Here is a 14,056-nt window from a genome sequence, read left to right on the forward strand (position 1 = left end):
AGAACTGACGACGGAGCACGTGGCCTCTCGGCCTCGTGCTCCGTCCGTGTGTCAGGCCCCGTTCTCGCGGGCGTTCGCTCCGACGACGGCGACGATCCACTCCGCCAGCCCGGCGGCCCGCCCGTCGTAGTGCGCGCGGAACCGCTCGTCGGCGGTGTACATCCCGGCCACGCAGACATGCATTGCGTGGTCGCAGTCGTAGAAGCGGTCGATCGACGCTCGGTGGCGTTCCGCGAGGACGTCGGCCTCGTCCGAACCGGGCTCCACGCCGCGGAGCATCGCCGCCGCGAGATCAGCCTCGAGTTGTTCGGTGTCGGCCTTGATCGCACGCCAGTCGTCGGCCGACATCGCGGCGGTGCGCTCCGTGCTCTGGGCCCACGCGTCGGTGGTTCCCCAACGCTCGCGGGCCTCGTCCTCGTACTTCTCGCCGGCCCAGTCGTCGCCCCAGATCTCACGCTGCTCGGCCGGGGTCAGGTTCGTACCCATCGTCTTCCTCTCGATCACGGTGTCCACGGCGTTCGCCATGGCTGTCAGGTGAGCGATGCGCCGGTCGAGCAGGGTGCGCTGCCGTCGGAGATGCTCGAGCGCGTCCGCGGCGGGATCGTCGAGTATCTCCTTGATCTCGGTCAGCGGGAACCCGAGTTCGCGATAGGTCAGCACGGAGTACAGGCGCTCCACGTCCTGCGAGGAGTAGGTGCGGTATCCCGCAGGAGACCTGCCGCCGGGCACCACCAGCCCCACCGCGTCGTAGTGGTGCAGGGTGCGCACGCTGACGTCTGCCAGCGCGGCGACCTGTCCCACGGTCAGTGCATCGTTCACACCGGTCACTGTCCTGCCTCCCGTTGCGTGAGGGTCAAGCACAATCTTGGCCCGATCCGCCGAGGCGTCCGGTCAGGGGCTGTGTCCGAACGCACTCCTGGCGTACCGTGTCGATACCGACGGTGTATCCGTCAACCGTCGTCACACTCATCCGCCACTGGGAGATACGCATGTCAGCGCCGACCGCAGACACGTTCACACGACTAGTCGCCCTCGCCTCGGTCGCACCGGGCCGGGAGACCAAGCCCGTCATCGAGGTGTTCACCGGCCGCGAGATGGCGACCATCCCCGTCGGCACCCGCGACGACGTGCTGGCGGCGAACGACAAGGTCCGCGCAGCCCAGAAGCGGTGGGCGACGACGTCCATCGCAGATCGAGCGAAGATCCTCCACAAGTATCGCGACCTCGTGTTGAAGCACCGGGCGTCGCTCATCGACCTGGCGCAGGCAGAGACCGGGAAGTCCCGGTCCGCCGCCCAGGAGGAGGTCCTCGACATCGCGATGACGGCGCGGCACTACGCGCGGGTCTCCGGCGAACTGCTGAAGAGCAAGCGCGTCAAGGGCATGCTTCCCGTGCTGACCAAGACGCAGGTCAACTACCAGCCCAAAGGCATCGTCGGCATCATCTCGCCGTGGAACTACCCGATGACCCTCGCGGTGTCCGATGCCATCCCGGCTCTGATGGCCGGCAACGGCATCGTGCTGAAGCCGGACAGCCAGACGCCGTACTGCGCGCTCGCATGTGTCGAACTGCTCTACCAGGCCGGTCTGCCCCGTGACCTCTTCGCCGTGGTTCCCGGCCCCGGATCGGTGGTGGGCACCGCCATCGTCGACACCTCCGACTACCTGATGTTCACGGGTTCCACCGCCACCGGCCAGCTTCTCGCCGAGCAGACCGGTCGGCGACTCATCGGGTTCTCCGCCGAGCTCGGCGGCAAGAACGCCATGATCGTCGCCGCCGGCGCCAAGATCCCCGAGGTGGTCGACGCGGCCGTCCGTGCCTGCTTCTCCAACTCCGGTCAGCTCTGCATCTCCATCGAGCGCATCTACGTCGAGAAGTCGATCGCCGACAAGTTCACCGCCGCGTTCGGTGAGCGGGTGCGCCGCATGACGCTGGCCGCCACGTACGAGTTCGGGGTCGAGATGGGCAGCCTCATCTCGGAGGACCAGGTCAAGGCCATCTCGAACCACGTGGACGATGCGAAGGTGAAGGGTGCGACCGTGGTCGCCGGCGGCAAGGCACGCCCCGACATCGGCCCGCTGTTCTACGAGCCCACCGTGCTCACCGGCGTGACCGACGACATGGAGTGCTGGGGAGCCGAGACGTTCGGTCCCCTCGTCTCCATCTACCCCGTCGCCAGTGTCGACGAGGCTGTCGAGCGGGCCAACGCCACCGAGTACGGACTGAACGCCAGCGTGTGGGCGAAGACGAAGGCGCAGGGCGAGGCCATCGCCGCGCGACTGCACGCCGGCACCGTGAACGTGGACGAGGGGTACGCGCCGACCTGGGGAAGCACCGGTGCGCCGATGGGCGGCATGGGTGTCTCGGGCGTCGGTCGTCGACACGGACCGGACGGCGTCCTGAAGTACACCGAGTCGCAGACCGTCTCCACGACGCGCCTGATCAACCTCGGCGGACGACGGCTGCCTCCGAAGCTCTGGGCGAAGGCGTTGCCGATCTTCATCCGGGCGCTGAAGTACGTGCCGGGACGGTAGCGGCGCGCATCCCGTAGAATCGGGCGAAACACCCGCAGCGACTAGAGGACGAATGGACAGCGACAAACCCGGGCCGGTCATGGCCCCCCTCGTATCGACCGATGCGACCAGGGCGGTGACCGGCACATGAGCGAGTTGTTGACGCTTCTCCTCGGTATCGTCGTCGTCGTCGGAATCACCGCCGGCACAGGCTATTTCGTGGCCCAGGAATTCGCTTACATGACCGTGGACCGGTCGAGGCTCGAAGCGCGCTCGAAAGCGGGTGACACCGTCGCCGCGCGCACCCTGGCCGTCACGAAGCGCACGTCCTTCATGCTCTCGGGCGCTCAGTTGGGCATCACCGTCACCGGCCTGCTCGTCGGTAACTTCGCCGAGCCGCTCATCGGACAGTCCCTCGGGACTCTGCTCGGCGGCGTCGGCATTCCGAGCGGTGTCGGACTCGCCGTCGGTGCGGTGACGGCGCTGGTGGTGTCGACGTTCGTGCAGATGCTCTTCGGCGAGCTGTTCCCCAAGAACTTCGCCATCGCCCGCCCCGAACCCGTCGCGCGATGGCTCTCGCTGTCGACGACGATCTACCTCAAGCTGTTCGGCTGGCTCATCCGTATCTTCGACGCCTCGTCCAACGCGCTGCTGAAGGCGCTGAAGATCGAGCCGGTCCACGACGTCGAGCACTCGGCGACCCCGCGCGACCTCGAACACATCGTGGCCGAGAGCCGGGGCACCGGTGACCTGCCCGAGGAGCTGTCCACACTGCTCGACCGCATCCTCGACTTCCCCACCCAGACCACGGGTCACGCGATGATCCCCCGCGCGAAGGTGGCTACGGTGCGCTCCGACTCCACCATCGCCGAGGTGCGCGCCCTCATGAGCGTCGAGCACTCGCGGTATCCGGTGCTCCATGCCGACGACTCGATCGAGGGCGTCGTGCACCTGCGCGACGTGCTCGCCACCGACCTGCCCGGCGACACACCGGTCGCCGTGCTGTCCCGCGACGCACTGGTGCTCCCCGAGACCCAGATGCTCCCCGACGCCATGGGGGAGCTTCGCGCGTCGAAGAACCAACTCGCCTGCGTCATCGACGAATACGGCTCCTTCACCGGTGTCGTCACCATCGAGGACCTGGCCGAGGAGCTCGTCGGCGAGATCACCGACGAGCACGACGACGCCGACGGCGCGGAACCCGTGCCCGGCGACGACGGTGTGTGGACGGTGGCCGGCGACGTCCACCTCGACGAGGTGGAACGTGCTCTGGACCGCGAACTTCCGGAGGGTGACATCGAGACCATCGCCGGACTGGCCATAAGCGTCCACGGATCGCTTCCCGAGGTCGGCGACGTCATCGAACTGGAGCTGCCCATCGACCCCGGTGACCTCGCGACCGACGCCGAACCGCCCCGACGGTTCCTCGTCATGAGGATTCAGGAGATCGACAACCACGTGCCGTCGTCGGTCACGCTCGAGGTCGTGGAGCGCACTTCCGACGACGTCCCGGCCATGAGTGAGACGGAGGACGCGCTGTGAGCAACCCCCTGGTGTTCCTCGTCGTCACCGTCGGCCTGATCGCGCTCAGCGCCTTCTTCGTCGCCGTCGAGTTCGCGCTCCTCGCCGCCAAGCGGCACCGGCTCGAGGACGCGGCGGCCGATTCGCGGTCGGCGCGCGCCGCTCTCCGCAGTTCCACCGAGCTCACGGTGCTGCTCGCCGGCTCGCAGCTGGGTATCACGTTGTGCACGTTGGCACTCGGTGCGTTCACCAAGCCCGCCGTGCACTACTGGCTCCGGCCGCTGTTCGAGTCACTCGGTCTGCCCTACTGGGCATCCGACGTGCTCGGCTTCGTCCTGGCCCTGGTCATCGTGACCTTCCTGCACCTGGTCGTCGGCGAGATGGCGCCGAAGTCGTGGGCCATCGCGCATCCCGAGAAGTCGGCGACGATGCTGGCCATCCCGATGCGTGTCTTCATGTTCTTCACCCGCCCGATCCTGGTGTCGCTCAACGGAATGGCGAATGCACTGCTGCGCCGGGCCGGTGTGGAGCCGGCCGATCAGGTGATGTCGGGCCAGAACCCGGACGATCTCGAGCAGCTGGTCGCGCACTCGGTGAGTGTCGGATCGCTGGACAAGGGCTACTCGGATCAGCTCTCGAGTGCGCTGGAACTGCAGAAGCTCACGGTGGCGGACCTCGTGCGCATCGATTCCGAGCCCACCGCGGTGGCGACGACGGCGACGGTCGCCGACGTGCGGGCGGCGTCGCTGCGCACGGGCCATCTGCGCATCCTCGTGCGGGACGGCGCCGACGTGATCGGTCTGGTCCACGTGCGAGACACGTTGCAGGCGGAGGACTCCCGCTCGGTGGACGACTTCGTGCGACCGGCCTTCGAGCTCGACGCCGCCGCGCCCGTGTACGTCGCGCTCGCGGAGATGCGGGAGACCCGCAACCATCTCGCGGTGGTGCGCGACGGCGGTGCGGTGGTCGGTGTCATCACCATGTCGGACGTGCTCGTCCGGTTGCTGCCCAGCGCGGACCCGCTGCCCGCGTGATCAGGCCGTGGTCGCCAGTGCGGCGGCCACGCCGAACGCCGCGGCCATCGCCGCGGTCTCGACGACGGCACGCCGCGTCGAGACCGTGGCGTGCGTGGTGTGGGCACCGATGACGCTCACCCACGTGCGCCGTCGCCACCACCCGCCGATCACCAGGGCGACCAGCAGGACCGACTTGAGCAGGATCAGCCGCCCGTAGTCGGTGTCGACCAGGGCGGTCACCGAGGTGAGCCGCACGGCGGCGTTGACGACACCGGTGACGGCGACGGCGACCACACACCACAGCGCGGCCGCCGAGTAGCGCGGGAGCAGATCCGCCCAGGCGGTCCGTGACCGCAGGGTCACCGCCATCGCGACCAGCAGCCCGAGCCACACCGATGCCGCCACGACGTGCACGGCGACGAGCAGCGCGCCGACGGCGTGCTGCGCCATGTGGCCGGTCATCGGGCGAGCGATGAGGGCGACGGCGGTGGGTACGACGACGACGATGCCGGAGACTTCCAGATCGGTGCGGAGGGCAGTGGCCGCCAGCACGGCCATCGCGAGCGCGACGACCACGACCGCGGAGCCGATCCGGCCGTTCGCGATGTTCTGGACGTAGTCGGTGAACGTGCCGAGCGACACCGCGGTGGCGCTGACGGCATCGGACCGCGCCGCCCCCAGCACCAGCAGCGTGACCTCGGAGACTGCCCAGCACGCGGCCGCGACGAGGGCGCCGCGCCACGCGAGGTGGTCGTCGACGTGCCGGGAATCGCGGGCCCACAGGATCAGCAGACCGAACCCGAGCGCCACGGCACCGGCGACGTCGGCACCGGTCCGCACGAGGGAGTCGAGCGGAAGGTCGGAGGGCGCCAGTACGAGGGCGGCGATCACTCCGAGCAGTGCAGCCGGAACGACGGCGAGCGGTGACCACCGCGCCGTCGTCGTTCCGGCCACGACTCAGTTCTTCTTCCGCAGAGCGAACGCGAGACCGCCGAGGAACACCACCGCGGCGGCGACCAGGAACGGCCAGAGCGGCACACCGCCCCCCGACTCGGTCGAGGACGCGCCGGCGTCGGCCGCGGGACCGGGGGTCCCGGTGCCGGCCGTCGTCAGCTCGAATGTCCGAGTACCGCTCACGGGGTGGCCGTCGGCTGACGTGACGCGGAACGCGATGGTGTATGTGCCCGTCGGCCCGAGCTCTCGGAGGTCCACCGCGACGGTGGAACCCGACACCCGCGGGTCACCGTCGGACCAGAGGTTGCCGTCGGGACCGACGACGGTCAGCGAGGCGAACTGCGACTGCACTGCCTCGTTGAACGTCACCGTCGCCTCCGCCGGACCTTGATCGACGGAACTCTCGTTCTCGGGGGAGCTGGACACCACCACCGAGTGCGCGGACGCCGTCGAGGTGCCGAGCAGCAGCGCCGCGGCGAGGGCGAGCAGCAGAGCGAGGAACCGGCTCACGAGCGTCGACTCCGCACCGTGGCGCCGATCCCGAGTGCGGCACCGAGTGCTCCGAGAACCAGGCCGATCCCGCCGAGCCACCGGGCCGTGGTGTCGGACGACGACGCGGCGGCCTCGGTGGTCGAGGACGCTGACGACACCGTGGGGCTGCTGTGATGATCGCCGCTGCTCGCCGCGAGTTCCAGTGTGGGAGCCGGCAGTTCGGGCTCGGTACCGTCCTCCGGTGTCGGCTGGTCCCAGTTCACGACCTCGCCGTCACTGTAGGTCTGGCGGGCCGGGAAGGACACGCTCTCCTCCTCCGGCAGGGGGCCGGCCGAGAGCTGGAACTGCTCGAACTGTCCGGGCCCGACACCGGGGTTGCCGGGATCCGCCGTCCAGGTGACCGAGGTGGCGAGTTCGTCCGCCGAACGTTCGACGACGGCCGTCCAGCCGGGCATGGGCTGCGTGCGGGCCGAGGTGAGGCCGGGCAGCTGGACGGTGACGGAGGTGGTGGACGCCGCCTCCGACTCGGTCGGCACCCGGAAGGTGAGAACGCCGTATCCACCCTGTGCCGCGTCCGGAGCGGACACGACGACGTGGGCGGACGCCAGTCCTGCGGAGGCGAGGAGGGCGGCGGCGGTGAGGACACTCGTGCCCAGGGCACGCGTGGAGAAGCTGGTCATGACAGATGTCTTCCGTTCAGGTGAGGGAGTACCGCGGTGTGAGTGGCTGCACGAGCACCTGCGGTGGTCCTCTCCTGGAGACGGCGGACAGAACGGGTACGGGAACCGGCCGATCGAGCGGCGCGGTGGCGGTGACGGATCGGGGGCGACGCGGCGGCGAGAACGTGAGCCGCGGTGCGCGCAGCACCGACGTGATCGCGGCGAACAGCCGCTCCGACGAGGCGACCAGGACTGCGCCGACACCGACGGCGACGGCGTGCGCCGCGAGCATCGACGCGTCGAGCGGGTGGGCGTGTTCCGCGACGGCGGCCAGTGCCTCGTGCGCGACGACCTGTCCGCCCACGAGCCACAGGAGGATCGGGAGGGGGCCGGTCCGGGCGGTCCCGACACCGGCGGCGAGCACGCCCGCACCGATCGCGACGGCGAGCAGCAGGGAGAGAGCGGACGAGGTGGGCACGCCACCACCGCCGACACCGTGCGCGGCGACGGCGAGCGTGGCCGTGAGTGCTCCCACGGCACCACCACGCCACACGCGCGTGCGCTCGGTCCCCATCGTCGACTCAGGCAGGGATCAGCGCACGCCGAGGCGCGCGAGGATGTCGGCCTCGATGCCGTCGAGCTCGTCGGAGATGGCGCCGTGAGCCAGCTTGCGGCGCGACGGCGGCATCTGCTCGGCGGCGTGCACCGCGGTGGTGAGCTCGGTCAGGCGCGACCGGATCGCATCGGCGAAGGCGCCCGTCTCGGCGTCCTGGTGCGACGCGGCGACCTCGGCGACGGAACGCTCGGCACCGACGATGCGAGCGCTGAGCTTGGCGCCGTGTCCGGTGTACTGGCCGAGCTCCTTCACGTCGACGCCGATGCGGCCGGCCCGGTACTGGTCGAGCTGACCCCGCAGGAGGGTCGCCGCGCGGTACGCGATCGGCACGAGGACGGGGGCCAAGACGCGACCGATGCCGACGTACTTGCGCACCTTCGCCGCGTTGATCTTGCCTTCGCGCGCGGCCTTCTCCCGAGCGGCCAGGGTCCTGATGTGCGCCTGATCCACCTTCTGTTGGCTGGTCAGCGCCTTGGCGTCGTTCTTCGCCAGCTTCTTCAGATGCTTGCGCTCGTTCCGGGCGGTGTACTTCGCCTCGAGGCCCGCCTTGTGGCGCAGGGCCTTGGCCTCGGCCTTCCGGGTCGCACGGCGAGAACGCTTCTTGCGCAGAGCCATGGTGTACGTGCCCCTATCGTGTCCGACTACGTCGCCAGAACGCTCCGACCGGATGACCGACGAGCGCCTGAATGCCTGCCGCCAGCCTATCGGTCCGCTCCGGGTGCGCTGCATCCGCGTGAGGTGTCGGCCCGTGGATCTACGCTGCGAGAATGTCCCACGTCGTGCCGCCCCCCGCTCCGGCGTCCGGCCCCTCCGTGCTGATCGACGCGTCGTCGCTCACCCGGTGCCGCCACCGCGTGTATCTCGACACCGCCTACCGCTCTCTGCTCGTCGACACCGCGGAGGACGCGGGGGTGCAGATGCGCCGGGAGGCGGCCGCCGCGTACCGAGCCGAGATCCGGGACACCCTGGTCGCCGCGGATCCGCAGTCGTGGGTGGTGGTCTCCCCGTCGATGTCCCGCTCGATGCAGGTCCGCGCCACCCGCGCGGCGTGCGAGTCCGGTGTCGAGCGCATCTGGAACGCGACCTTCGCCGACGACGAGGACGCCGGTCGGCGTGGCCGGTGCGACATGCTGGTGCGCGATCCGGACGGCGGGTACATCCCGGTACTGGTGGTCAACCACAAGGTCACCGATCCGGGAAGCGGCGCGGTGACCACGCCGTTCACGTCGTGGGCCCCCGCTCTCGATCCCACGCGCAAGGTGCGACCGCAGTTACGGGACCAGTTGGCGGCCGTGCACGTGCATCGGCTCCTGGGCCGCATCGGTCAGGCCGGTGTGTCGGCGCGAGCCGGTGTCATCGGCTTCGGTGCCGAGGTGATGCTCGTGCACGATCTGACGGCGGTCGAGGCGGAGTACGACACGCGCTTCGGTGACCGACTGGCCATCGCGTCGGGCTCGGTCGTCACGTCGCCGTCGAAGGTGTCGGAATGTCGGTCCTGTCCGTGGTGGTCCGAGTGCGGGGAGACCCTGCGGCGCACGCGGGACGTCTCGCTGGTGGCGGCGGGGTCGCGAGCGGACGCCCTGCGGTCCGCGGGCATCGTCACCATCGACGACCTGGCGGACTGGACGGGCGGCGTGCCCGACGAGTGGCCGCACGGCGACTTCGACGAGACGGTCGTCATCGCCCGTGCATGGATCGCCGACCTGCCTCTCGTCCGGCGCCGCGACACCGTGACGGTCCAGCGGGCGGACGTCGAGGTGGACGTCGACATGGAGAGCTACCAGGAGCACGGCGCCTACATGTGGGGAACGCTCCTCGACCGGCGGGACGGTGCCGAGCCGCAGTACCGCGCCTTCGTGACGTGGGAACCGGTTCCCACGATGGACGAGGCGCGCTCGTTCGGCGAGTTCTGGTCCTGGATGCAGGGCGTGCGTGCGGACGCGCACGCGGAGGGCCTGACGTTCGCGGCCTACTGCTACTCGCGCGCCGCCGAGGACAAGTGGCTGCTGGGATCCGCGCGCCGGTTCGCCGGCATGCCCGGTGTCCCCACCGAGGCCGAGGTGCGGGAGTTCATCGACGGGCCGGACTGGGTCGACATCTACATCGCGGTGTCCCAGAACTTCGTGTGTCCGTCGGGCAAGGGCCTCAAGAAGGTCGCACCGGTCGCGGGCTTCCACTGGCGGGACGACGAGGCGGGCGGCGAGGCGTCGATGGCCTGGTACCGCCGCGCGGTGGGATACGACGGAGACGTCGACGCGTCGCAACGCACGCGGTTGCTCGAGTACAACGAGGACGACGTGCAGGCCACCCGCGCGCTGCGGGTCTGGATGGATGGGGCGGCCGCGCGGGAGATTCCGACTGCGGACGAGCTCGGCGGGATTTCCTCTGTAACGAAGTGAAACGCTCGCCATCGCTACCAGTCGGGGGTTGGCAGCGACGACGAGCGTCTCAAGATGTGATTCGTCCCAGTACCCGGTGTGGATGGGTGGTGACGAAGAACTTTTTTCGAGCAGTTACCGCGGTGCCATCCGGAGTGCGCCGTCCATGCGGATGGTCTCGCCGTTGAGGTAGTCGTGCTCGACGATCATCTGTGCGAGCTGCGCGTACTCGGTGGGCTGAGCGAGTCGGGACGGGAACGGGACGCCCGCCTCGAGGCCGGCGCGGTACTCCGGGGTGACGCCGGCGAGCATCGGGGTGTCGACGATGCCGGGGGCGATGGTGTTGACGCGGATGCCCACCTGGGCGAGGTCGCGCGCCGCGGGGACGGTCATGCCGTGCACGCCGCCCTTGGAGGCGGAGTAGGCGATCTGACCGATCTGGCCTTCGAACGCGGCCACCGACGCGGTGTTGATGATGACGCCGCGCTGTCCGGCCTCGTCGACGGTCGGCAGCGTCTGCATGTGATCGGCCGCCAGACGCATGACGTTGAAGGTGCCGAGCAGGTTGATGGTGATGACCGTGCGGAAGAGCTCGAGATCGTGCACGCCCTTCTTGGACAGGATGCGTCCCGCCCAGCCCACGCCGGCGCAGTTCACGACGATGCGCAGCGGGACGCCGGCCTCGCCGATCTGTGCGAGGGCGGCCCGTACCTCCTCGTCGCTGGTGACGTCGGCGGCGATGAGCGTCACGCCGTCCGGTACGGAGTCACCGGCCTTGTCGATGGACTGCTGCAGGTCGAGGCCGAAGACGGTGACGCCGTTGTCGGCGAACCGCTTCGCCGTGGCCGCGCCGAGCCCCGATGCGCCGCCGGTGACCAATGCCGCTGTTCCCGCGATCTCCACTGCCGTGTCCTCTCGTCGGACGGCCGACTCGGTTACCGGCCGCTCACTGAAACGAACCCTAGTCGGTGGGTGCAGACTCGGGACATGACGTTCCCCGGTTCGGCAGACGAGGTCCATGTCCGGCGTTGTGTCGCGCTCGCGCGCGAGGCACTCGACGCCGGTGACGAGCCGTTCGGGTCGGTGTTGGTCGACGCGGACGGTCAGGTGCTCTTCGAGGACCGCAATCGCGTGGGCGGCGGGGACTCGACGCGCCATCCCGAGTTCACGATCGTGGAGTGGGCCGTGCGGAACCTGACGGCCGACGGGCGCGCCCGGACCACGGTGTACACATCGGGGGAGCACTGCCCGATGTGTTCGGCGGCGCACGCGTGGGTGGGGCTCGGCGACATCGTCGTCGCGGTGACGAGTGCTCAGCTCACCGCGTGGCGGTCGGAGTGGGGTCTGGAGCCGGGCCCTGTCGCCGCGCTGCCCATCGGCGATGTGGCGCCGCGGATCCGGGTGCGGGGGCCCGTACCGGAGGTCAGCGCGGAGATGCGGTCACTTCATCGTCGGAATGCCGGTCTGCCGTCGGACGAGTGAGAGTCCAGCTCGTCGCCGCGATACCGAGGGCGAGGACCACGGCTGCGGCGATCAGTCCGACGGGTGTGCCGGGAAGCAGCCCCTCGAGGATCAGCCACACGCCGAAGACGAAGAACAGGGTCGCGGCACCGAGGGTGATGAGCCGCTCGGGCAGGTGCTTGCCCAGGGTCGCGCCGATGACGATGGCCAGAGCGTCGGCGGCGACCATGCCCAGCGTCGAGCCGATCCACACGCCGACCCAGTCGTTGTCGGAGGCGAGCGTGACGGTGGCCAACATCGTCTTGTCGCCGAGCTCGGCGAGGAAGAAGGCGGACGCGACGGCGATGAAGGCGGACTTCGTCACCCGGTCGGCCTTCGTCTTCTCCTCGTCGTCGAGCGAATCGCCGCGCAGCGTCCACAGGCCGAAGACCAGGAACGCGACGCCGCCGACGATGCCGATCAGGTGCGTGGGCAGCGCGACACCGAGGTAGTGGCCCACGGCGACGGAGACGAGGTGGACGAGCGTCGTGGCGACCGTGATGCCGCCGATGACGACCCACCAGCGGTACTTCAGGGCGAACGTCATGGCCATCAGCTGGGATTTGTCACCGAGTTCGGCGACGAAGATGACTCCGAAGCTGAGCAGCAGGGCGGCGAGCACGTCGAACCTCCAGGACAGGGCGCGTCGGCCGACACGAGGGGAGAACCTGGCCGACGCTCGGTGCAGCGCACCGTGCGGTCATCGGGACCGGTGCGGGAAGGCCGGAGGCCGGCCGGTCGACGAAAGGTCTCGCCCACCTGCTGCCACGTGGGTGGCAGCTCGGTTCACCGAGCCGGGAGCGCTCCGGCGAACCGGTGCGCGCCAGTATGTCGACTGGATGATCGGGGGCTACTCCCCTTCGCTGATCTCCACGCTAAAGCCCTGGTCAGGCTTCTGCAACTTCGACAAACCTGTTCGGCTACCCGAAATTTGTCGTGTCATGCAGCGAGCAACATCGCGAGGACGGCCGTATCGGGATGGCTGATGGGATCGAGGCCCACACGGCTGATCATCGACGTCACGGTGCCGTCCGCCTCGGCCTCGACCCAGGCGGCACGATGGTCCAGCCCGAGGTGCGGCAGACCCGGCAACAGTACGCACCCCGACGCGGCCCCGGCGCACTCCGGCAGCGTCGGCATCGTCTCCGACGGCGGATGCAGCATCATCAGCGCGGCCGGCTGATGCAGCGCGAAGCGCTCCGGGGTCACCGCGTGGTCCCCGATGACGGGGCCCTCGGACACCACGATGCCCACGGTCCCCTCGTGTGGGTCGTCGGGCAGTTCCTCGCGGACACAGAAGACGGTGCTGGTGTCCAGCAGGCCGGGGGTCGACGCGACCCGCACAGTGAAGGCGAGAAGCTGCGCCCATTCCTTCGTCGTGTCGGGCCACCGGCCGGAGATGACGAAGCCGCGCAGGGTTCCCGAGGCGTGGAACGGGGCCACACCGATGATGCGACGATCGGGACTGGTCATGACGTTCTCCTCGCACTGGCCGGCATCGAGCGGGACGGCCTGCGCGGAACGTGCGCGGACCATCGGCACACAACGTCGGGTAGAGGAAGAGAACACCACCATCGCGCTGGCACACAAGTGGTCACGAGTGCCAGATGTGGCGGGAGACACGACGAATGCCGCGCCCTCGTGGGGACGCGGCATTCGCGGTACGACTGTGCGGCGGGACTACGGGAAGATGAGACCCGAGGTCTGCGACGTGGCTGCGGCGAAGCGCTGCTGCACGTCGGCCCAGTTGACGACGTTCCAGAACGCCTTCACGTAGTCGGCCTTGACGTTCTTGTACTGCAGGTAGAAGGCGTGCTCCCACATGTCGACCTGCAGCAGGGGAATGATGCCGAGCGGCACGTTCGCCTGCTGGTCGTACAGCTGGAACGTGAGGAGTTTCTTGCCCAGCGTGTCGTAGCCGAGCACTGCCCAGCCGGAGCCCTGCAGACCGTTGGCCGCGGCGGTGAACTGCGCGCGGAACTTGTCGAACGAGCCGAAGTGGTCGTCCAGTGCGGCCGCGAGCTCGCCCTCGGGCTTGTCTCCACCGTTGGGGGAGAGGTTCTTCCACCAGATGGAGTGGTTCACGTGGCCACCGAGGTGGAACGCGAGGTTCTTCTCCTGCAGGAAGATCGAGCCGTGATCGTCCTTGTCACGGGCGTCGGCCAGCTTCTCCAGTGCGGTGTTCACGCCGGCGACGTAGGTGGCGTGGTGCTTGGAGTGATGCAGCTCGTTGATCTCCCCGGAGATGTGGGGCTCGAGAGCTGCATAGTCGTAGTCGAGGTCGGGCAGTGTGTACTCGGACACGTGTTTCCCTTCTCTTGCATCTGTTGTAGCTAACTGCTGGCGTTACCCAGCCAACGTCATTCGTACACCTCGCGCAAGAGTTCGACGCAGTCGGAGTGCAGCG

15 protein-coding genes are annotated in these 14,056 nt (G+C 69.1%); 5 read left to right on the forward strand and 10 right to left on the reverse strand.

Translation table 11 applies throughout. The features are described 5' to 3' along the window. Positions 1-51 precede the first annotated feature (51 nt). Positions 52-819 carry a MerR family transcriptional regulator gene (locus tag HQ314_RS10940; RefSeq protein WP_027505899.1) on the reverse strand — a complete coding sequence of 256 codons (768 nt, stop codon included), beginning with the start codon at positions 817-819 and terminating at the stop codon, positions 52-54. A gap of 170 nt (positions 820-989) precedes the next feature. Between HQ314_RS10940 and HQ314_RS10945 the strand changes: the two genes are divergently transcribed. From HQ314_RS10945 to HQ314_RS10955, 3 genes are all read left to right on the forward strand, one after another. Further along, the gene (locus tag HQ314_RS10945; protein ID WP_222650009.1) at positions 990-2,534 is read left to right on the forward strand and encodes a succinic semialdehyde dehydrogenase; all 1,545 of its coding nucleotides are present in this window, start codon (positions 990-992) and stop codon (positions 2,532-2,534) included. 126 nt (positions 2,535-2,660) lie between these two features. Continuing rightward, positions 2,661-4,055 carry a hemolysin family protein gene (locus HQ314_RS10950; RefSeq protein WP_222629311.1) on the forward strand — a complete coding sequence of 465 codons (1,395 nt, stop codon included), beginning with the start codon at positions 2,661-2,663 and terminating at the stop codon, positions 4,053-4,055. After that, positions 4,052-5,068 (forward strand): CNNM domain-containing protein, encoded by a 1,017-nt coding sequence (locus HQ314_RS10955; RefSeq protein WP_222650010.1) that lies wholly within the window; start codon positions 4,052-4,054, stop codon positions 5,066-5,068. Before HQ314_RS10950 ends, HQ314_RS10955 begins: the two co-directional genes overlap by 4 nt. Here the strand turns inward: HQ314_RS10955 and HQ314_RS21740 are convergent, their stop codons facing one another. The 5 genes from HQ314_RS21740 to HQ314_RS10980 are packed head-to-tail and all read right to left on the reverse strand — an operon-like array spanning position 5,069 to position 8,386. Beyond that, positions 5,069-6,004: a CopD family protein gene (locus tag HQ314_RS21740; protein ID WP_222650011.1), complete on the reverse strand. Its 936-nt coding sequence runs from the start codon at positions 6,002-6,004 to the stop codon at positions 5,069-5,071. A 3-nt stretch (positions 6,005-6,007) separates the two neighbouring features. Beyond that, positions 6,008-6,514, reverse strand: coding sequence for a copper resistance CopC family protein (locus tag HQ314_RS10965; RefSeq protein WP_056440779.1), 507 nt, complete (start codon positions 6,512-6,514; stop codon positions 6,008-6,010). Further along, positions 6,511-7,176 (reverse strand): YcnI family protein, encoded by a 666-nt coding sequence (locus HQ314_RS10970; protein WP_027505893.1) that lies wholly within the window; start codon positions 7,174-7,176, stop codon positions 6,511-6,513. The genes HQ314_RS10965 and HQ314_RS10970 overlap by 4 nt, the downstream gene beginning before the upstream one ends. 16 nt (positions 7,177-7,192) lie before the next feature. Then, positions 7,193-7,690 (reverse strand): hypothetical protein, encoded by a 498-nt coding sequence (locus HQ314_RS10975; protein WP_222650012.1) that lies wholly within the window; start codon positions 7,688-7,690, stop codon positions 7,193-7,195. A 57-nt stretch (positions 7,691-7,747) separates the two neighbouring features. Continuing rightward, on the reverse strand, positions 7,748-8,386 hold the full coding sequence (locus tag HQ314_RS10980; protein ID WP_027505892.1) for a DUF6474 family protein: 639 nt from the start codon (positions 8,384-8,386) through the stop codon (positions 7,748-7,750). A gap of 152 nt (positions 8,387-8,538) precedes the next feature. Here HQ314_RS10980 and HQ314_RS10985 point away from each other — a divergent pair, with 152 nt between their 5' ends. Continuing rightward, entirely contained in the window at positions 8,539-10,170 is a 1,632-nt protein-coding gene (locus HQ314_RS10985) for a TM0106 family RecB-like putative nuclease (RefSeq protein ID WP_197027802.1), read from the forward strand. A 114-nt stretch (positions 10,171-10,284) separates the two neighbouring features. Here the strand turns inward: HQ314_RS10985 and HQ314_RS10990 are convergent, their stop codons facing one another. Further along, positions 10,285-11,052 carry an SDR family NAD(P)-dependent oxidoreductase gene (locus HQ314_RS10990; RefSeq protein WP_222629296.1) on the reverse strand — a complete coding sequence of 256 codons (768 nt, stop codon included), beginning with the start codon at positions 11,050-11,052 and terminating at the stop codon, positions 10,285-10,287. An 84-nt stretch (positions 11,053-11,136) separates the two neighbouring features. On the opposite strand from HQ314_RS10990, the gene HQ314_RS10995 reads away from it, so the two are divergent. After that, positions 11,137-11,631, forward strand: coding sequence for a nucleoside deaminase (locus HQ314_RS10995; RefSeq protein WP_222650013.1), 495 nt, complete (start codon positions 11,137-11,139; stop codon positions 11,629-11,631). On the opposite strand, the gene HQ314_RS11000 is transcribed toward HQ314_RS10995, so the two are convergent. The 3 genes from HQ314_RS11000 to HQ314_RS11010 all read right to left on the reverse strand — a co-directional run bounded on the left by HQ314_RS11000 (position 11,573) and on the right by HQ314_RS11010 (position 13,953). Beyond that, positions 11,573-12,271, reverse strand: coding sequence for a TMEM165/GDT1 family protein (locus tag HQ314_RS11000; RefSeq protein ID WP_222632541.1), 699 nt, complete (start codon positions 12,269-12,271; stop codon positions 11,573-11,575). The genes HQ314_RS10995 and HQ314_RS11000 overlap by 59 nt on opposite strands. Before the next feature lie 317 nt (positions 12,272-12,588). Continuing rightward, positions 12,589-13,122: a hypothetical protein gene (locus HQ314_RS11005; protein WP_027507330.1), complete on the reverse strand. Its 534-nt coding sequence runs from the start codon at positions 13,120-13,122 to the stop codon at positions 12,589-12,591. A gap of 207 nt (positions 13,123-13,329) precedes the next feature. Further along, a complete protein-coding gene (locus HQ314_RS11010; RefSeq protein WP_027507329.1) occupies positions 13,330-13,953 on the reverse strand; it encodes a superoxide dismutase in 624 nt (207 codons plus the stop codon). Positions 13,954-14,056: the final 103 nt, after the last annotated feature.

Source organism: Rhodococcus sp. BP-332, from assembly GCF_019836065.1.
Lineage (GTDB): Bacteria > Actinomycetota > Actinomycetes > Mycobacteriales > Mycobacteriaceae > Rhodococcoides.